19 protein-coding genes are annotated in these 19,163 nt (G+C 60.4%); 13 read left to right on the forward strand and 6 right to left on the reverse strand.

Features of this window, described 5'->3' with window-relative positions; translation table 11 throughout:
• Positions 1-7 precede the first annotated feature (7 nt).
• Positions 8-1,117, forward strand: a complete 1,110-nt coding sequence (locus tag BLT03_RS17175; protein ID WP_092745090.1) for an enoyl-CoA hydratase/isomerase family protein — start codon at positions 8-10, stop codon at positions 1,115-1,117.
• A 48-nt stretch (positions 1,118-1,165) separates the two neighbouring features.
• On the opposite strand, the gene BLT03_RS17180 is transcribed toward BLT03_RS17175, so the two are convergent.
• The 4 genes from BLT03_RS17180 to smpB form a co-directional block, all read right to left on the reverse strand.
• Positions 1,166-1,993 carry an anti-sigma factor family protein gene (locus BLT03_RS17180; protein WP_092744983.1) on the reverse strand — a complete coding sequence of 276 codons (828 nt, stop codon included), beginning with the start codon at positions 1,991-1,993 and terminating at the stop codon, positions 1,166-1,168.
• 11 nt (positions 1,994-2,004) lie between these two features.
• Entirely contained in the window at positions 2,005-2,523 is a 519-nt protein-coding gene (locus BLT03_RS17185; protein WP_092744984.1) for a sigma-70 family RNA polymerase sigma factor, read from the reverse strand.
• Between the two features lie 23 nt (positions 2,524-2,546).
• A complete protein-coding gene (locus tag BLT03_RS17190; protein ID WP_092744985.1) occupies positions 2,547-2,930 on the reverse strand; it encodes a COG4315 family predicted lipoprotein in 384 nt (127 codons plus the stop codon).
• Between the two features lie 96 nt (positions 2,931-3,026).
• Positions 3,027-3,500: an SsrA-binding protein SmpB gene (smpB, locus tag BLT03_RS17195; RefSeq protein WP_092744986.1), complete on the reverse strand. Its 474-nt coding sequence runs from the start codon at positions 3,498-3,500 to the stop codon at positions 3,027-3,029.
• Between the two features lie 139 nt (positions 3,501-3,639).
• Between smpB and BLT03_RS17200 the strand changes: the two genes are divergently transcribed.
• Together BLT03_RS17200 and BLT03_RS17205 are read left to right on the forward strand one after the other, a co-directional pair.
• Entirely contained in the window at positions 3,640-4,080 is a 441-nt protein-coding gene (locus BLT03_RS17200; RefSeq protein WP_092744987.1) for a type II toxin-antitoxin system RatA family toxin, read from the forward strand.
• Complete coding sequence (locus tag BLT03_RS17205) at positions 4,073-4,411, forward strand: RnfH family protein (RefSeq protein WP_092744988.1); 339 nt, start codon at positions 4,073-4,075, stop codon at positions 4,409-4,411. Before BLT03_RS17200 ends, BLT03_RS17205 begins: the two co-directional genes overlap by 8 nt.
• Positions 4,412-4,472: 61 nt before the next feature.
• Here BLT03_RS17205 and BLT03_RS17210 read toward each other — a convergent pair whose 3' ends face one another.
• Positions 4,473-4,985, reverse strand: coding sequence for a DUF4124 domain-containing protein (locus tag BLT03_RS17210; protein WP_092744989.1), 513 nt, complete (start codon positions 4,983-4,985; stop codon positions 4,473-4,475).
• A gap of 107 nt (positions 4,986-5,092) precedes the next feature.
• On the opposite strand from BLT03_RS17210, the gene guaB reads away from it, so the two are divergent.
• Both guaB and guaA read left to right on the forward strand, forming a co-directional pair.
• On the forward strand, positions 5,093-6,568 hold the full coding sequence (guaB, locus tag BLT03_RS17215; protein ID WP_092744990.1) for an IMP dehydrogenase: 1,476 nt from the start codon (positions 5,093-5,095) through the stop codon (positions 6,566-6,568).
• 74 nt (positions 6,569-6,642) lie between these two features.
• A complete protein-coding gene (guaA, locus tag BLT03_RS17220) occupies positions 6,643-8,262 on the forward strand; it encodes a glutamine-hydrolyzing GMP synthase (RefSeq protein ID WP_092745091.1) in 1,620 nt (539 codons plus the stop codon).
• A 244-nt stretch (positions 8,263-8,506) separates the two neighbouring features.
• On the opposite strand, the gene BLT03_RS17225 is transcribed toward guaA, so the two are convergent.
• On the reverse strand, positions 8,507-8,989 hold the full coding sequence (locus BLT03_RS17225) for an Hcp family type VI secretion system effector (RefSeq protein WP_092744991.1): 483 nt from the start codon (positions 8,987-8,989) through the stop codon (positions 8,507-8,509).
• A gap of 626 nt (positions 8,990-9,615) precedes the next feature.
• On the opposite strand from BLT03_RS17225, the gene BLT03_RS17230 reads away from it, so the two are divergent.
• The 8 genes from BLT03_RS17230 to BLT03_RS17265 are packed head-to-tail and all read left to right on the forward strand — an operon-like array spanning position 9,616 to position 19,162.
• Positions 9,616-11,574: a serine/threonine-protein kinase gene (locus tag BLT03_RS17230; protein WP_092744992.1), complete on the forward strand. Its 1,959-nt coding sequence runs from the start codon at positions 9,616-9,618 to the stop codon at positions 11,572-11,574.
• A complete protein-coding gene (locus BLT03_RS17235) occupies positions 11,571-12,383 on the forward strand; it encodes a PEGA domain-containing protein (protein ID WP_092744993.1) in 813 nt (270 codons plus the stop codon). The genes BLT03_RS17230 and BLT03_RS17235 overlap by 4 nt, the downstream gene beginning before the upstream one ends.
• A 1-nt stretch (position 12,384) precedes the next feature.
• The gene (locus BLT03_RS17240) at positions 12,385-12,864 is read left to right on the forward strand and encodes a TssQ family T6SS-associated lipoprotein (RefSeq protein ID WP_092744994.1); all 480 of its coding nucleotides are present in this window, start codon (positions 12,385-12,387) and stop codon (positions 12,862-12,864) included.
• 27 nt (positions 12,865-12,891) lie between these two features.
• Positions 12,892-15,087, forward strand: a complete 2,196-nt coding sequence (gene tagH, locus BLT03_RS17245) for a type VI secretion system-associated FHA domain protein TagH (protein ID WP_092744995.1) — start codon at positions 12,892-12,894, stop codon at positions 15,085-15,087.
• Positions 15,084-15,872: a PP2C family protein-serine/threonine phosphatase gene (locus tag BLT03_RS17250; RefSeq protein ID WP_092744996.1), complete on the forward strand. Its 789-nt coding sequence runs from the start codon at positions 15,084-15,086 to the stop codon at positions 15,870-15,872. Before tagH ends, BLT03_RS17250 begins: the two co-directional genes overlap by 4 nt.
• 31 nt (positions 15,873-15,903) lie before the next feature.
• A complete protein-coding gene (gene tssJ / locus BLT03_RS17255) occupies positions 15,904-16,473 on the forward strand; it encodes a type VI secretion system lipoprotein TssJ (RefSeq protein ID WP_092744997.1) in 570 nt (189 codons plus the stop codon).
• A 5-nt stretch (positions 16,474-16,478) separates the two neighbouring features.
• Positions 16,479-17,813: a type VI secretion system baseplate subunit TssK gene (tssK, locus tag BLT03_RS17260; RefSeq protein ID WP_092744998.1), complete on the forward strand. Its 1,335-nt coding sequence runs from the start codon at positions 16,479-16,481 to the stop codon at positions 17,811-17,813.
• A gap of 8 nt (positions 17,814-17,821) precedes the next feature.
• On the forward strand, positions 17,822-19,162 hold the full coding sequence (locus BLT03_RS17265; RefSeq protein WP_092744999.1) for a DotU family type VI secretion system protein: 1,341 nt from the start codon (positions 17,822-17,824) through the stop codon (positions 19,160-19,162).
• Position 19,163: the final 1 nt, after the last annotated feature.

Here is a 19,163-nt window from a genome sequence, read left to right on the forward strand (position 1 = left end):
AATGGCGATGACGGAGACGACGACGGCAGCAGTAGCAACCGCAGAGGTTTTGTCCGAGGTGCGGGGGCAGGTGGGTTTCATCACCCTCAACCGGCCCCGGGCGCTGAACGCCCTGTCGCTGGGCATGGTGCGCGCACTCATGCAGACACTGCTGGCCTGGCAGCACGACGAGCGCATTGCCGCGGTGGCCATCCGCGGCAGCAACAAGGAAGGGCCTTTCGGCGCGTTCTGCGCGGGGGGCGACATTCGATTCCTGCACCAGGCGGGCAGCCAGGGGGATCCACGGTTGGAAGACTTCTTCACCGAGGAATATGCGCTCAATCACCTGATCCACCACTACGGCAAGCCCTACATCGCTTTCATGGACGGGATCGTGATGGGAGGCGGCATGGGCATCAGCCAGGGCGCCAGCCTGCGCATCGTGACCGAGCGCACGAAGATGGCCATGCCCGAGACGGCGATCGGCCTGTTTCCCGATGTGGGAGGTGGCTACTTCCTGTCGCGTTGCCCGGGGTATGCCGGCGAGTGGCTGGGACTGACCGGCGACACCATCGGTGCCGGTGAGGCCGTCGCGCTGGGCCTGGCCGACGGCTGCATGCCATCGGATCAGCAGGCTGCCGTCTGGGAAGCACTTGGCAGCGGATCGTTTGTCGACGGAAAAGCGGTTGAAAACCTCATTGCTACTAAATTCATAGCTAAAGAGGCATTGGATACTGCGGTGGTGGCCGAAATCGATCAATGCTTTTCGCTGGGCAGCGTGCAGGCCATCATTTCGGCGCTGGAGGCTGCAGGCAGCGAGTGGGCGCGCGCCGCGGCGGCCACCTTGCGCAAACGCTCACCGCTCATGCTGCACGTCGTGCTGGAACAGATCCGCCGCGCCCGTGGAATGGATCTGGCAGCCGACTTGCGCATGGAGCGCGACATGGTTCGCCATTGTTTCTACCTGCGCCCCGGCCAAAGCGAAACGGTGGAAGGCATTCGTGCGTTGGCGGTCGACAAGGACCATGCGCCGCGTTGGAACCCGGCCCGCATCGAGGACGTGACACCGGAGATGGTCGCGCCGTTCTTCGACAGCCCCTGGCCGGCCCATGCCCATCCGCTGGCTGTGCTGGCCTGACCTGGTCGCTCGGCACCGAAGGCATCGGATTTGCCCGGTGCCGATTCTTCACAGTTGCGGGTGGACCGCGGTGGCCAGGCCCAGCAGGGCGGCGCGCGGCAGGGCGCCGCTGAGCGCATAGCCGAAGCCGCCGTCCGTCCAGTAAAAGCATGGCACCGGCCCGTCCGCATCGAAGCGGAACGCGGTGTCGGCAGCGCCTTCCTGGTCTGACCGCAGGGCGCCGAGGTACAGCGTGACCCGTTCACCGGCTGCGTTCTGGTACATGAACTGGGCGCGTGCGCCGGTGTCGCCGGGCAGCAGTCGGCCTCCTACCAGTTCGTATCCCTGTGCCGCCAGCACGGGCACCTTGAGCGGTCGCCCCAGCCGTTTGGACAGCCACTGCACGAGATGGTCCTGCTGGGCCGCCGCCACCTCCACGGGGTGCCGCTGTTCCGGCTGATAGACCGCATGCGCCAGCGCCGCCTGTTGGGCGAAGCGGCGTGCGTCCGGAACCGCGCTGGCCATTCGGGTGGACGCAGTATCTGTTTCACCGTTCGGCCATTGCCCATGCACGGTCCAGCCCAGTCCGAACGCCAAGGCGAGCGACGCCGCCATGCCGCCCAGCCGCCACCAGCGGGCTTCGCGCTCGCGCAGCGCTTGCAATCGGTCCGCCGCGCGGCGTATGCCCTCGGGGACCGGGGCGGTGTTCCAGGCAGCGTGGAGGGTCTGCAGATGCTCGCGCTGGCTCTGCCAGGCCGCCAGTGTGGCATCCGTGTCGCTGTCAGTGTGGCGTGCCAGGCGGGCACGCAATGCGTCGGCCTCTGCACTCGGAAGGCGCCCATCCACCAAGGCGTGGAGTTCTTCCTCGGAAAGCGGGGTGTTGTCGTCGGTCGCCATGTGCTGCGTTCTCACTTCATCCGGCGCAGCGATGGAGGCCCGTTATCAGGGGCAGAGCGCGCTGTGTTGGCGGGCGCGTGCATCAGTTCGCGCAGCCGCGCCCGTGCGCGCGATAGCCGCGACATCACCGTGCCGACAGGAATCTGCAGCACGCGCGCCGTTTGCGCATAGTCCATGTCTTCGAGCGTGACGAGCAGCAAGACGGCACGCTGGTCTGAGGGAAGGCGCTGCAGGCACCGGTCGAGGTCGATGGCATCGTCCGACGCCGGGGCTGGGGCCTGAAGGCTGTCCTGCACGGCCTCGATGTCCAGCAAGGGCAGGGACGAGGCCGATCGCTGCTGGTTGAGGTACAGGTGGTGCATGAGGGTGAAAAGCCAGGCCCGCAAGTCGCTGCCGGCACGCCAGAGCAGCCATTTGCGGCAAGCGCGCTCCAGCGTGTCCTGTACCAGATCGTCGGCTGCCCACGCGTTGCCCGTCAGTGCCCGCGCATAGCGGCGCAGGCTGGGCAGGTGCTCGACGATCTGGTCCATGGCACCGGTGCCGGTTGACCCGTTCAGGGCTTGGCGGTGTGCCAGACTTGGTTGACGCCGTCGCCCGTGCGGTCGCCTGGTTTTGCGTCCTTGGCCCAGTAATAAAGCGGCTTGCCCTTGTAGGCCAGTTGGCTGCTGCCATCGTCGCGGCGGACCACGCTGTAGTCGCCGGTCGGGCTGGAATTGCCGGCCATCAGCGGAGGCCAATTGGTGGCGCAAGGTCCGTTGCAGACCGACTTGCCGCTACCGGTCGTGTCGCGATCGAATGTGTACAGCGTCATGCCGTTGGGACCGGTCAAGGCGCCGTCCTTGGCCTGGACGCCGGCGGGTGCCGCCATCATGGAAGAGCAGCCGGCCAGGGCCAGTGCAAATGCGGCCGTGGCCACAGAGGATGCGATGCGGATCATGGTGTCTCCAGTTCTGGTGCGAGCGACGCGAAATGCGGCCCTGCACAGGGATGAACACCACAGCATGCGCCTTTATTCCCGGACGCCGCTAAAAAATCAACGGTTTCGGCCCTTCATGGCGCGCTCCACTTCGCGCTTGCCTTCCCGGTCCTTGATGGTGTCGCGCTTGTCGTGCTCAGCCTTGCCCTTGGCCAGGGCGAAATCGCACTTCACCAAGCCGTCTTTCCAATGCAGGTTCAGCGGCACGAGGGTGTAGCCCTTTTGCTCGACCTTGTTGATCAGCCGGTCGATTTCCTGGCGGTGCAGCAGGAGCTTCTTGGTGCGCGCCGCTTCGGGGCTGACGTGCGTGGAGGCGGTCTTGAGCGCGTTGATCTGGCAACCGATCAGGAACAGCTCGCCTTCGCGGATCACCACATAACCGTCGGTCAGCTGCACTTTGCCTTCGCGCAGCGCCTTCACCTCCCAGCCGTGCAGCACCATGCCGGCTTCGTAGCGTTCCTCGAAGAAATAGTTGTAGGCTGCCTTTTTGTTATCGGCGATGCGGGACTGTGTTTCGGGTTTCTTGGCCATGGGTATTAGATGCGGCGCAAACCGGGAGATGAAAGCCCTCCCTACAATCGTTGTCGTCTCGCTCTCAAGATTTTAGGCTCACAGGCCAAAGCCCTTCATCGGACCCTCGGCCCTGCGGTCGAAGGCGCCTTCCTCCTCCATGAAAAAAGTCAACAAGTCCGTCCTGATCTGGTACAGCCCCGAGGAAATGTTCGCGCTGGTCACCGACGTGGCCAAGTACCCGGAGTTTCTGCCCTGGTGCGATCACGCGGCCGTGCTCGACCAGGACGAGCAAGGCATGACGGCCGAAGTCGGCATTGCGCTGGGTGGCTTGCGCAAGACATTCGTCACGCGCAACACGCAGGAGGCCGGGCGCCGCGTTCAGATGCGGCTGGTCAAAGGGCCGTTTTCCCAACTGGATGGAGACTGGTGCTTTCACCCGGTAGGCGATGGCTCGCAACGGGCCTGCAAGGTGGAGTTGACGTTGAATTACGGCTTCGACAGCATGGCGTTGGCCGCCTTGGTCGGTCCGGTTTTCGATCGCATCGCCAGCACCATGGTGGATGCGTTCATCCAAAGGGCCGAGCAGGTGTATGGCTGAGCCATCGAACCAGGGGCGTTGGCTGACCGTCACCGTAGTGGACTCTGCAGCGCCACGCACGACCCGCGAGCGTGAAGTACGGTTGCAGCACGGCTCCACGTTGGCCGATGCATTGAACGCCTGTGCAATCAGCGCAGAAGGCGTGGCGTGCGGGATCTGGGGGAGACTGACGACGCCTGAGCAATTGCTCCAGGACCAGGACCGGGTTGAGCTTTACAGGCCATTGGTCGTCGATCCCAAGGTCGCCAGGCGCAAGCGTTTTGTACGCCAGGGTGCGCGATCGACCGGCCTGTTTGCACAGCGCCGGCCTGGGGCGAAAGCCGGCTATTGAAAATCTGCGGATCGAAGGGGGCGTTCGCAGCATTTTCTTTAAGACGAACGCGTGAAGAGCATCAGCGCGAGGTGCATTCCGAGGCGATGACGTTGTCGGCCCGTCGGGCTTCAGCCGCCTTGGCCGTCTCATCCATGAAAACGCGTTCTCCCTGGGCATTGTTCTGGCTGAACAATTGGCCAGAAGTCATCGCTGCCTTGGCTTGGCGGGCTCGCTCGCAATTTTCGGCGCGCACCTTTGCCTGTCTTTCATCGTCCGCCTTTTTCTTGGCGGCCTCTGCAGCCTCTGCTTGCGCTTTGCGTTCTTCCAGTTCCTTGTCCTTGCCAGTGGGGCGAGGTGCGCTGGCAGCAATGCCCGGTGCGTAGGCTCCCTCGGCCGCAGGCACTACGGCAACGGGTCGCGCCGAGATGGAGTTGCCCGGCTGCTTCAGGATGCTCTTTTGTGGAATCTCTGCCGGCGGCGGACGGTCGCTGAAGACCTTGCGGCCGTCTTTGTCGATCCATTGCCATTGCGCCGCAGCGCCCATGGCCCACGTGCAGGCGAGGGCGGCCAAAAGAAGCTGGGAGGTTTTCATGCGGTGCAAGTTTAGCGGCCGGAGTGCGCTGACGCCATGGTGGATGCACCACAACCGCGGGCGCGCCGGCAGCCTCGCGGGTACAATCCTTTTTTTGGAGCTTTCTCATGCGCCTTCTTGGAAAAGCGCTCACCTTCGACGATGTGTTGCTGGTGCCAGCGTACTCCCAGGTCCTCCCCAAGGACACGTCCCTCGCGACGCGACTTTCCCGCAATATTTCCCTGAATCTGCCGCTCGTGTCTGCCGCAATGGACACGGTGACCGAAGCGCGACTGGCCATTGCCATCGCGCAAGAAGGTGGCATGGGGATCGTGCACAAAAACCTCACGCCGCAAGAGCAAGCTGCTCACGTTGCCAAGGTCAAGCGCTACGAATCCGGCGTGGTCCGCGACCCTGTGGTCATCACGCCTGAGCACACGGTGTTGCAGGTATCGCAGTTGTCTGAGCAGTTGGGCATTTCGGGTTTCCCGGTCTGCGACGGTGGCAAGGTCGTCGGTATCGTTACCGGGCGCGATTTGCGCTTCGAGACGCGGTACGACGTCAAGGTGCATGAAATCATGACGCCGCGCGACAAGCTGATCACGGTGAACGAGAAAGAAGGCACTTCGCCTGCCGAGGCCAAGGCATTGCTCAACAAGCACAAGCTGGAACGGCTGCTCGTTGTCAATGATGCCTTCGAACTCAAGGGCCTCATTACCGTCAAGGACATCACCAAGCAAACGAGTTTTCCCAATGCAGCACGCGATGCTGCAGGGCGCTTGCGCGTTGGTGCAGCTGTCGGTGTCGGCGAGGGTACTGAAGAACGCGTCGAAGCATTGGTCAAGGCTGGTGTCGATGCAATCGTGGTCGATACCGCCCACGGACACAGCAAAGGCGTGATTGACCGCGTGCGCTGGGTCAAGCAGAACTACCCGCAAATCGATGTGATCGGCGGCAACATTGCCACCGGCGCTGCTGCGCTGGCGCTGGTGGAAGCTGGCGCTGACGGCGTCAAGGTGGGTATCGGCCCGGGTTCCATCTGCACGACCCGCATCGTTGCGGGCGTGGGCGTGCCGCAGATCATGGCCATCGACAACGTGGCCACTGCCCTTCGAGGCACTGGTGTGCCGCTCATCGCTGACGGTGGCATTCGCTACTCGGGCGATATTGCCAAAGCCCTGGCCGCTGGCGCCAGCGCGGTGATGATGGGTGGCATGTTTGCCGGTACGGAAGAGGCACCTGGAGAGGTGATCCTGTTTCAAGGTCGTAGCTACAAGAGCTATCGCGGCATGGGCAGCATCGGTGCCATGCAGCAGGGCAGTGCGGACCGCTACTTCCAGGAATCCAGCACGGGCAATCCCAATGCCGACAAGCTGGTTCCGGAAGGCATTGAAGGTCGTGTGCCTTACAAGGGATCGATGGTCTCCATCGTGTTCCAGATGGCGGGTGGAGTGCGCGCTGCTATGGGCTACTGTGGATGCGCCACGATCGAAGAGATGAACAACAAGGCCGAGTTCGTCGAGATCACCACTGCAGGCATTCGTGAGAGTCACGTCCACGACGTGCAGATCACGAAGGAAGCGCCCAACTACCGCGCCGATTGATCCTTCAGCCACCACAGGCCCGAACCCTCCCAGCAGTGTTCGGGCCTTTGTCTTTCCTGTTTCCGTCGCCTGCCATGCAACATCAGAAAATCCTCATCCTCGATTTCGGCTCTCAGGTCACCCAGCTCATCGCACGCCGCGTTCGTGAAGCCCACGTGCTCAGCGAAGTGCATCCTTGTGACGTTACGGACGAGTGGATTCGCGACTATGCCAAAGACGGTTCCGTCAAAGGCGTGATTCTGTCCGGGAGCCACGCCAGTGTCTATGAAGACACCACCGACAAGGCCCCTCAGGCAGTGTTCGAACTGGGTGTACCGGTGCTGGGCATTTGCTACGGAATGCAGACCATGGCGCACCAACTGGGCGGCAAGGTCGAGGGCGGCCACAAGCGTGAGTTCGGCTTCGCCGCCGTGCGCGCGCGCGGCCATACGGAATTGCTTCGCGATATTGCCGACTTCACCACCGAAGAAGGCCATGGCATGCTCAATGTGTGGATGAGCCACGGCGACAAGGTGACTGAATTGCCGCCCGGCTTCAAGCTGATGGCCAGCACCGAAAGTTGCCCCATCGCTGGCATGGCAGATGAAGAACGCAAGTTCTATGCGGTTCAGTTCCATCCGGAAGTCACCCACACCGTCCAAGGCAAGGCGATGCTGGAGCGTTTCGTCCTCGGCATTTGCGGCGTGCGCCCTGACTGGATCATGGGAGATTACATCTCCGAAGCGGTGCAGAAAATCCGCGACCAGGTGGGTGATGAAGAAGTGATTCTGGGGTTGTCCGGCGGAGTCGATTCTTCCGTGGCAGCCGCACTGATCCATCGCGCCATCGGAGACCAGTTGACCTGTGTGTTCGTCGATCACGGCCTGCTGCGCCTGAACGAGGGCGACGTGGTCATGGAAATGTTCCAGGGCAAGCTTCACGCGAAAGTCATTCGCGTCGATGCGAGCGAGCTGTTCCTCGGAAAATTGGCGGGCGTGAGTGATCCTGAAGCAAAGCGCAAGATCATTGGCGGCGAGTTCGTGACAGTGTTCAAGCAGGAAGCCGCCAAACTCAAAGCGGGCGATGGAGGCCACAAAGGCGCAACGTTCTTGGCGCAAGGCACGATCTATCCTGATGTGATCGAGTCAGGCGGTGCGAAGAGCAAGAAGGCAGTCACCATCAAGAGCCACCACAACGTCGGGGGGTTGCCGGAGCAGTTGGGACTGAAGTTGCTGGAACCGCTGCGCGATCTGTTCAAGGACGAGGTCCGTGAACTTGGCGTGGCTTTGGGGCTGCCACCTGAAATGGTGTATCGCCATCCCTTCCCAGGCCCTGGTCTCGGTGTCCGCATTCTTGGCGAAGTGAAGAAGGAATACGCCGATCTGCTGCGGCGGGCGGACGACATCTTCATTCAGGAACTGCGCAATTTCATCGACCCTGGAACAGGCAAGAGCTGGTACGACTTGACCAGCCAGGCATTTACCGTGTTCTTGCCGGTGAAGAGCGTAGGAGTGATGGGCGACGGGAGAACATACGACTATGTCGTAGCGCTGCGCGCCGTTCAGACCAGCGACTTCATGACGGCAGATTGGGCGGAGTTGCCTTATGCCCTGCTGAAGAAAGTGTCTGGCCGGATCATCAATGAAGTGCGTGGCATCAACCGCGTGACCTACGACGTTTCAAGCAAGCCGCCTGCCACCATTGAGTGGGAATGATCCAGACCTACTTGACCCGTGCTTAAGCCCCACCGGGAGGCATTGATTTTCAGTTGAGTCGTAGTTTGCTCTTTTTGATTGAAATGCTATTAGTGCAGGCTTGTACTCTGCATTTATGGGTGTTGCAGTAGACCTAAGCGTTTGGCGCTGACAGTCAGTTCGTACCCACGCGCCTATCTTTAATAGGCTAATTTCCATAAAAAAAGCCACACATGTGTGGCTTTTTCTTTGGCAAAAAAGCTGATCAGGCTTCTTTGTTTTCCTTGATGTTGAAGCCCATTTGGCTTTCTGCACCCTTGCCGCCTTGGTTGGTTTGTTCCCAGTATTGGGTCTTTACCTTGGCTGCTTGGAACGCATAATTCACCAGCACCGAATCGCTACCATCCGTGCCGCTGACGGTAACGCTGGTCACCATCACGTCGGTCAAAGTGATTTTGCCGAATTCGATTTGCGTGCCGCCTGCCTTGCACAGGGAAATTTCCACTTGCCCCAAATGCTTGCCGGTAGCGCAGTGCTTGAGAACTGCTGGGTAGCACTTGTCGATGGAAGCGACGATGTTCAGGTCATGAAAGGTGACCTTGCCAGCACCTGCGCCGCCGCCACTCGCCATCGAGTTGGGCTGGGTAGCGCCCCATGTGAAAGAGTTGATGTCAGTCCAGCCCTTGTGGTTGGAGTCTTGTGACTCGCCGCTGGCGCCTTCGACCTTCATGAACATATCGACTGACATTATTGCTTCTCCTATAGTTGCGATTTGGTACGCAAAGTCAATGAAAAGTCAGCGAATTCCCTCAAGCCGAAGGAATTCGCTGACCTGAGAAAACAGTCACCAATGAAGGGCTGTAAAGGGAAAAATTAATGCCCGTTGGGGTTATTTATTCCTCCCGTGGAACTGCGTCTTACAGCGCCAACTGTGATCTGTTTATCTGCCGGCGATCATAAGAGTTGAGCATGTCATTTCAATGATGCAAGTTGGGTCTAATTGGCGCCGCCGAGAAACAGAAGAAACAATTTGTTTTGCTTGGGCAAGTGGCATCAATAGGTAACTGTTTCAGCGGATGTGAAGGTAGACTCGCCTGTTTCGAAAATGGCGGGCTGGCCGATGGCAAGGGGCCCACCCGCATGCTGCGCAGCGAGAGGCCGGGCACAGAAGGTATCGCCCTTCGGCTGTTCTATGATGCGGCGGCGGCGCTCGGAGATTGCCGAGGGACTCTGAAAGTCCCGCAATTCGCGCTGGCCTGCTCGCGCTGATGCGCCATTCTCCAATTCGCCGAGGAGGCGAAGGAGGGGCGCCAAGAGTTAGCTTGACTCGTTCTCATACAACCTCCAAGACATAGATGCGCAAAGCGTGAAAACATGCACAAGGAAATAAGTGGTTCGGCGAACTGCCTGGCTCCCGGTGTCCAGGTTGGTGAATACCGGCTGAGCGATGTCATTGGAGAGGGCGGGTTCGGTATCGTGTACCGGGCCAGGGATCTCAGCCTTGACCGCATCGTGGCGATCAAGGAATACATGCCATCGACGCTGGCAGGCCGCAAGGAGTCCAATCAGATCCATGTGCGGTCTCAGCACCGTGGTGCTTTTGATGCGGGCCTGCGCAGCTTCATCAATGAGGCGCGCTTGCTGGCTAAGTTCTCGCATCCGGCGTTGGTGCATGTCTATCGTTTCTTCGAGGCAAACGGCACTGCATACATGGTCATGCAGTATTACGAAGGGCAGACATTTCGCACCTTCCTGAACCAGCAGCCCAAGGCGATGGATGAGCAATGGCTGTCAGCCATCATCGCTCCCATTCTTGATGTGCTGGAGATGCTGCACGCCGCAGACTGTTACCACCGGGATATCGCCCCGGACAACATATTCCTGCAGTCCTCCGGCATGCCAGTGCTTCTGGATTTCGGCGCAGCCAGACGCATCATCGGGGACATGACCCAGGCTTTGACGATGGTGCTGAAGCCGGGCTTTGCACCCATCGAGCAATACGTGGACGACGGCGCGATGCCGCAAGGTGCCTGGACGGATATCTACCAACTGGGCGCATTGCTTTATCTATCGATCACGGGCCGTCCGCCAGCGACATCGGTTGCCCGGATGATCAACGATCCGGTTTCTACTCTCGTTCCTGAAACTTGCCCGGGCTTCAGTGCCAGATTTCTCAGCGGCGTACACCATGCCTTGGCGATCAAGCCTCAAGACCGGCCGCAATCCATTGGCGAGTTGCGCCATCTTCTGGGACTCAAGACAGTAACGCTGTCCTGGCCCAGTTCGGGAATGATGGGTCTTGGTCCTGCTGAGGCGCCTTTTCCGACACAGGAATTCGATACTCCTGGAAACGTGCCGGCGATCCCAGCCATTGCTCCGGCAGCCTCGTATGCGGAGGCGGTACCAACGGCTCTATTGCCTAAGCCCGAGCCGGAGCGTGGTGCTCCACAACGTGAGAACTTGCCGCCTGCCCCTGTCGCGCCCGCTTACCAGCAGGATCGCGTTGCCCCAGAGGCCCGCGTTGCAAAGGATGTCCAATCCGCAGTGCCTTCACAGCCATCGACTTCCTCGGTACCCCGTCCGGAAAGTCGTCCTCGAAAAGCCAAAACCGCTCCGGTAAAACGGGAGGGAGCAGCGCAACCGGCGCCTTTGAAGCGCCCTGCATGGGTCATTCCAGCACTCGGTCTCGCTGCATTCGTACTGATTGCAGGAGGCGGCTGGTGGTTCGTTAGCGGAAAAGACGCAGCGAAGCCAGAGGCGGTGATTCCCAATTCGCAGGAGCTTGACCAATGGGCTTTGGCCTCCCGTATCAACACACCTGATTCACTGCGGACCTACCTCACTCTTTTCCCCAACGGCGCGCATCGCGCTGAGGCCGAAGGGCGGCTTGCAGGTTTGACGTCTCCCGCCGTGCCGGCGTCGGTTCCGCTTGCGCAGCAGGCGCCAGCCTCTGTGCCGTTGGTAGTCGCCTCTGCACCTGCCGTCATGGCGGATGTGGCGCCCGCGAAGGTACCTGTGGTGCCTGCGCTTCCTGCGTCAACACCTGGGTTGCCGATGGCGGTACCCCCCGCTGAAGAGCCTGCGCGTGCGCTTGCTCAAGCGGCGCGCGCTGCAGATGCCGAGAACAAAGGCAAGATCATTTTGCGGGTCATGCCTTGGGGAAATGTTTCGGTCGACAGAGTTCCTGCCGGCACCACGCCTCCACTGACTCAGCTGACTTTGACCGAGGGCCTTCATCGGATCGACATCTCCAATCCCGTCGCGCCTACCGTGACGCAGATGGTGCTGGTGAAAAAGGGCGAGTCGGTCGTACTGACGCATAAGTTCGAATGATGCGCCCTTGGTCGTTTTCGAAGCTCAGATACGCCGCATGTGCCGTTGCGCTGGCCCATGCGCCTTTGATCCATGCCGCTTCCGATTGTGATGAAAAGCCGATGTCCGCGAAACCAGATGCTGCGTCGGCCAACACAGGCCGACAGTACCTTGGCCAAGGGATCGCACTGTTTGACGCCAAGGATTTTCAGACCGCTGAACGCGCATTTCAATCCGCGTTATTTGCCGGTTTACCTGACACGCAAGAGCGCGCTTCCGCGCACAAATATTTGGCGTTCATTTATTGCTCCAACGGAGAAGGCAAGCGATGCGAAGCGGAGTTCGACGCGGCCTTTTCTGTGCGTCCGTCGTTCAAGATCGACGGTTACGAGCTCAACAACACCCCTTGGCGGAGTGCGTATTTTCGATCCCAAGCGCGATGGGCAACGCGTTGCGGCAGACCTGTGCTCGACGCCTCGGCAGATTCCGCTCCTTCTGGCGCTGCAGCCCGATTGCCCGATCCGGCGCTTGTTTCGCCAACGCCCCGCGCTCCCACCGTGCAGGCCTCCGGTTCGGTACCAGTCAGCGCACTTTTCAAAACTCCAGACCGAGACGCGGCATTCAACGTCCGGATCCGGTTGTCCCCCTGGGGCAATGTGCAAGTGGACGGTAAGCCTTTAGGGGTCAGTCCTCCGCTGACCCAATTGAAGTTGTCCGCTGGTACCCATTCCCTGGAATTGTCTAATCCAGGCTTTGAAACTCTGAAAAAAGTGATCACGGTCATCGATGGCGAAACTTTCACCGTCGAACATGATTTTGATGCGAGGTAGCATGAAAAACAGGATTCCATCTTTAATTAGCTATTGCATGTTGGGCTTGGTGCTGACTGCGTGCCAGACGGCGCCGGATGCTCCCGCAACGCCTGCCACCGATGCGGCAGCACAGCAGCCAGCCACCCCCGAGCCCGCGAAGCTCGACCCCGTGGCGGCCAAGGAGCAGGCATTGACCCGCGCCCTGGACATCTATGCTGATGGTCGTTATGACGATGCGATCGCTGCATTGACTCCATTGATCGGCGCCACTGAACTCCCGCTCGCCTCCCAGGTGAAAGTGCTCAAGTTCATCGCCTTCAGCCACTGTGCCATGGGGCGTTTGAGGCAATGCCGCCAGCATTTCGATTTTGCGCTTGAGCAGGATCCGACGTTCCAGTTGACGGAAGCAGAAAAGGGCCACCCCGTCTGGGGCCGTGAGTTCAATGCGGCGCGCGCAGCCGCTGCCCGGGCGAAGCGCACCAACAGAAAAGCCTCTTGAGCATCACGGAACAGTCAGGCACTTCCCATGGATAAAGTCGAACTCAGAGTCGCTCAACAGGCCGATCTTTCAGTAGAGCGGTCTTGGTCTGCAGTCTTCGGCGTTGCCGGAGGCACGATCGGCCGGGGTGGGCAGAACAAGCTGGTTTTGCCAGATTCCGACGCCAGCGTGGCCCGCGTCCACGCAATGGTGCGCATGGAGTCTGACGCGGCTTATATCGCTAATCTGTGCGAGCGCAGGTCCATCACGGTGGCTGGGCAAGAAGTGCGGTCGGGTGAAGAAGTGCCTCTGGCCATTGGTGACGAAGTGGTGATCGGGCCGTATCGCTTGTACGCGCTGATTCCCGGCCAGCCGTTGGTGATTAAACCGGCCGAGCCGGCGTTCACCGCACAGCCTGTGGCAGAAAAAGCCATCTCGGCAACTCCGATTTCGTTCGAACCGATTTCAGCCCCGGTCGCCGAGCCCAGTCCGTTTGATTTGCCCCCTTCCTTGGGGGCACAGTCTCCCGTCGATGACAGCAATCCGTTCGCGATTTTGGGTCGGGTGTCTGAGCCCGGCGTTGCACCTTCAGTGGACGCCACGGAGACCGCTGCCTCTGCAATCGTGCCATCTTTCATGGCCTCACCGCCTGAGAGCGCGTCGCCAGTGAGTTCCAGCGCCAATAAATCGATTGGAGCGCCATCGACCTCGGCCTCGTCCTTTGAGCCTCAAGAAGCCGTCTTACCTGGAGTCGTCAGAACATCTTCTGCTTCTCCAGCTCCTAGCCCTGAATTGCCGGCTTCCGGTTGGGACGATGTTCCCCGTTCCTCACCGGCGAAAGCCGCAGCACACCGGGCGCTTGTGATACCGGATGACTTCGATCTGTTTGCTCAGGACGCCAACAGACAAGCGCAAAAGGGTGATCCCTGGGCGGGAGGTTTGCAAACGAAGAGCTTGTCGGACGTCGCCAATCTGCGGCACGACGAGTTGCTGAAAACGCTGCCGATTTCCGGACGTTTCGAGCACGAAATGGACAACCCGGCGCATACGGGGCTTCCTAAAGCTTTGGATCCACGCAATGAATTGGATCCTTTGCGCCTGTTTCAGCAAGACCGTGATCAACCGGCGCCGCAGGAAGCCGGGCCTTCTGCCCTGGGCTGTGATCTGTCTCAGGCCTTCAGCATGCCGAAAAGTGCCTCCGCGTCGGGCATTGCGGTGGAGAACCTTGCCGTCGAATCGTTGGGGATCGAAGCCATCAGCATCGATGCTGCGGTGTCGTCTGCTCAAGCCCTTGCTTCGGCACCTGCTTCTCCAGCACCGTTGCCTGGTGAGCAGGTTGCAGCGCCCTTGGTCGGTCTGCGCAAAGTCGACGGGCTGAATCTGGACAGCTTTGGCGATGCACTGACCGTTTCCGACTCCGCATGGATGCCTGCAGTCGAGCCGGTGACCCCTCTGGTGGAAAAAATCCCCGCCCAGATTTCCCTGCAGGAAGGCAATGCTGAGCCAAAAATCAGTGTTGGCTTCTCCCGAGAAAACACCGACCCATTGCCGCCGGCGGATCAATATTCGGCGCCTGCGCAAGCGGTGTCCGCGCCTGCTGCGATGCCAGTTGCTTCGTCCACTACAGGCGCGCTACCGGCTGCAGAACTGAACGCATTGGTCACAGCCTTTTTGGACGGTGCTGGCGTTCTTCCCAAAAAGCTGGAGCCCACGCTGACACCCGAATTCATGCGGTCCTTTGGCGAGGCGTTTCGGGTTGCGGTGCAAGGCACCATCGATCTGCTCGCCGCACGCTCGGAAATCAAGCGGGAGTTTCGCGCAGGGGTGACCGTCATTGCATCGGGTGCGAATAATCCATTGAAGTTCTTGCCCACGCCAGACGGCGTGATCATGCAAATGATCGGGCAGAATTTTCCGGGGTTCATGCAGCCGATTCCTGCCATGAAGGACGCGTACCAAGATTTGTGCGTTCACCAGTTGGCACTGATGGCGGGCATCCGTGCTGCGTATGCGGAAGCGCTGTCGCGTTTCGACCCTGTTGAGCTTGAAAAGCAGGCGGCCACCATCGGCGGCATGTTGGGAAAAGTGTCTTCCATCGGCCGCAAAGCAGCCTTGTGGGACGAGTACAAGAAAAACTTCGATGCCATCCGGCGAGATGCGGAGGACGACCTCACCGCCTTCTCGGGCCAGGCATTTTTGGAAGCCTATGAGAACGCTGAAGCCGCAGCAAAGGCAAAACTGTGATTGCACACGTCGTCGGCGACCAATACCGTTTTCGGCTCACGGCCGCGTCGCTGTCTGACAGAGGCTCGCGCGCGACCAATGATGATTTCCTGGGCATGGTCGATGCGGGAGGACGAGGGTTCTGCTGCGCATTGGCCGATGGAGCCGGTGGTCATGGCCACGGGGGACTGGCCGCGCGGCTCACGGTGAACGCTGTCCTTGACGGTTTTCGCCACAACCCGCTGTTTGCACCAGCAGGTCTTGCGTCTTTGATCTCGCTGGCAGAGCACACGGTCGCTGTGGAGCAGCCCGTATCGGTTTCTCGCAGGCACATGAGTGCGACGGTGGTGCTGTTGTGCCTGGATCTCGCCAAGGGGCGGGCGTTGTGGGCCCACTGGGGAGATTCGCGCCTGTATTGGTTCCGGGATCAGCGGGTGCACCGGATGACGGAAGACCACAGCGTCGTGCAGCAGTTGCTGCACGCGGGCGTTTATCGCAACGAGGATCCGCGGGATCTGCCGAACAGAAGTGTTCTGGCGGGCGCCATCGGGGCCGAATCGCAGATTCCTCCTACCGTGCTGTCCAAGGCCGTCGATCTTGCGCCCGGAGATGCGTTTTTGCTGTGTTCGGATGGCCTTTGGGAAGGCATCCATGAAGACGATATGGAAGAGGCCCTGCGGCTCAGCCAAAATCCTGAAGATTGGCTGGAATACATGGAAACCACCTTGCGCGCCCAGGGCAAACCCCATCAAGACAATTTCAGCGCCTTCGCTATTTGGGTTTCGCCCAATGAAGATGTGCTGTGACACCGTTTCATAAGAATCAAAGGAATTGACGATGCTTGATCGCGTTTTTGGAGGGCGGCGCACTGTGCTCGGAGGGGCATTGGGCATCGTTGCGCTGGGGCTGGCAGGGTGCGGGATGATTGGTTCGATGAATCGCCCGCAGGAAGCGCCTACTGCGGTCCCGCCTGCGGTCTTTGAGATCGTGGCAGACCCCAAACTCAATCCTGACGTGCATGGCGCGCCCAAGCCCATCTTGCTCAGGATGTACGAACTGCGCGCGACCGCGGCGTTTGAGAAAGCCAGCTTTCTGGACCTTCAAGAAAAGGACGAAGCCCAGTTGGGAAGCGACTTCGTGCGCCGCGAAGAATTCTTGGTGGTACCTGGAGAGCGCCGGGTGATTGATCGCAAGGGCAGTGCCGAGGTACGCGCCTTTGCTTTTTTCGCGGGCTACCGGGATTTGGAGAAAAGCACTTGGAGAGCCTCCGCTCCAGCCCCCAACTCGGTCGAGATGCGCCGACGCTGGTGGGGATTGGGTGAGACCGAACGTCTGAAGCCCGTGCGCTATCTCGTCACGGTGTCTCAGGACGCGGTCAGAGTTCAAATTCAAGAAAACAAGCAATAACTATCATGGTCTGGCAGCGCAAGGTCGTTTGGGCGGAGGGCATGTTCTTGCGCCCTCAGCATTTTCAGCAGCAAGATCGATTCACAGACTTCCTGGTCCAGGCACGCACGCTGCCCACGCAGTTCTTTTTCTGGGGGTTCTCAAGCCTGGTCCTGGACACCGAATTGCTTGCACTTGGAAAGATCGGGCTGATCTCCGCTGAAGGCGTGTTGCCGGACGGAACGCCCTTCAGTTTTCCGCACCATGATGAGCCGCCGCCCGCACTGAGCATCGGCAAAGACGTCAAGGACACGGTCATCCATCTGGCGCTGCCGATGCGCCGGCGGATGGCCGCCGAGGTGTCTCTGGGCGCTGATTCGAATGCGCTGGTTCGCTATTCCGCCCAGGTGGCCGAAGTTGCCGACGTCAATGATGTTGGGGCGCAGCCTGCAGAAGTGCAGGTCGGCCAGATCAAGCTGGCACTCAGGGCGACGCAGGACATTGCCGACGGCTGGGTCAGCCTTCCCGTCGTGCAGGTGGTGGAGCGGCGCGCAGACGGTTCGATCCTGCTCGACCCCACCTTCATTCCCACAGTGGTCACCAATGCCGAGATGTCCTATCTGGCGGTGTTCTGCCGCGAACTGTTCGGCCTGTTGCGGCAACGCGGCGCGGCCCTGGAAGAGCGGCTCACACAGCCAGGCCGTGGCGGAGTGGGGGAGGTCGGAGACTTCCTGATGCTGCAGTTCCTGAATCGATGGGAACCGGCAGTGGAGCATTGGGTTCGCATTTCCGCCATCCATCCTGAGCGGCTGTTTGACGACCTTCTCAAAATGGCGGGCGAGTTGGCCACGTTCACGCGAGACCAACGCCGTCCTGCGCCGATGCCGGCCTATGACCATGACGACCTGCGCAGTTCCTTCCTGCCATTGATGCTGGAATTGCGCCGCGGCCTTTCGTCCGTGCTGGAGCAAAACGCCATCCAGATCGAATTGCAAGAGCGCCAATACGGTGTGCATGTCGCACTCATTCCGAGCACCGAGTTGCTGACCAGCTGCGATTTCGTGCTGGCAGTCCATTCACAAGCCACAGTGGAATTCTTGCGGGCGCACTTCCCGACCCAGATCAAGCTGGGCCCGGTCGAACGCATTCGCGACCTGGTCAACCTGCATTTGCCGGGTGTGACTCTGCGGTCTCTGCCGGTCGCGCCGCGGGAAATTCCCTACCACGCCGGGTATTCCTACTTCGAACTGGACACCGCGCACGACTTGTGGCGCCAGCTTCAAAACTCCGGCGGCCTTGCCTTGCACGTGTCCGGTGAGTTTCCCGAGCTGCAGCTCGAGATGTGGGCGATTCGCCGTTAAGAACCGATATGTCCATTCAAACCTCCGGCAATGTATTTGCCTTCGACACGGGCAGCGGCACTGCGGCTGCAAGGAGCGGGGCGGTGCCTGCCCAGGCTCCTGCCGGTGCTGTGCGCGAAACGGCATTGCCCTATGTCGTCAGCGGTGGCAATCCGCTGGTGGCAGCGGCCAATACGCTGCTCAACCTGATTCCGCAGATCCGGGCGATGGCCACCAACGGCGACCCGGGTGGATTCCAGCAATTTCTTCTGGAGAACATTCGCCAATTTGAAAGCCGTGCCGGAAGCACCGGCGTGCCGATGGAAACTATCATCGGAGCCCGATATTGCATCTGCACCGCAATCGACGAAGCGGCAGCGCAGACGCCTTGGGGTGGCTCCGGCGTATGGCCCAAATACAGCCTGCTTGTCGCCCTGCACAACGAAACCTGGGGCGGCGAGAAGTTTTTCCAGTTGCTTTCAAAACTCGTACAGACGCCCAATCAGCACATCGATCTGATCGAGCTGATGTATTTCTGTCTCATGCTCGGTTTCGAAGGGCGGTACCACGTCGTTGAAAACGGCAAGAGTCAGCTGGAGAGCCTCAAGGCACGGCTGCTGCAGGTCATCGAAGGGGCAAGGGGAGACCGCAGCGGCGCCCTGGCGCTGCATTGGCGCGGTGTGCAGCGTGCGGCGGTTCCGCCCTGGACCTTGATTCCGTTCTGGGTCGCTGCGGCGCTGGCCTTGTTGATCGCCTTTTTGATCTTTCTCTGGTTCAACTACCGGCTGGCTTCGCGATCCGACGATCTGTTCGCTGCGATCAATGGCATCCGGCTTCCGCAGGCGCCGACGGTCGTTGCCGCCGCGCCGAAGCCCAGGCTGCGCCAATTCCTCGAGCCCGAAATCAGGGAGGGTCTGGTGGAAGTGAACGATCTCGCCGACCGCAGCATCATCATCCTGCGTGGTGATGGGTTGTTCGATGCCGGGGCCACGGTGGTCAAGCCTCGCTATGTCGCCGTGATCCAGCGCATCGCTGCGGCACTGAACGAAGTGTCCGGCAAGGTAGTGGTCAACGGTTACACCGACAACTCGCCGATCCGCACGGCTCGTTTTCCTTCCAACTGGCACCTGTCCCAGGAGCGTGCGCAGGCCGTGACCACCATGCTGCTCAAGAGCGTGTCCGACGGCCGAAGGCTTCATGCCGAGGGCCGCGCAGAAAGTGATCCGATCGCACCCAACACCACGCCGGAAGGCAAGGCGCTCAACCGCCGTGTCGAGATCGTCTTGCATGTTGCTCCGCAGACCCGCGACAACGAACTGCAGCTCACTCCGGGCGCAGTTCCCAGCGGTAGCGCCACCAATCAAAAATAAG

The sequence above is a fragment of the Paracidovorax valerianellae genome, from assembly GCF_900102625.1.
Lineage (GTDB): Bacteria > Pseudomonadota > Gammaproteobacteria > Burkholderiales > Burkholderiaceae_C > Paracidovorax > Paracidovorax valerianellae.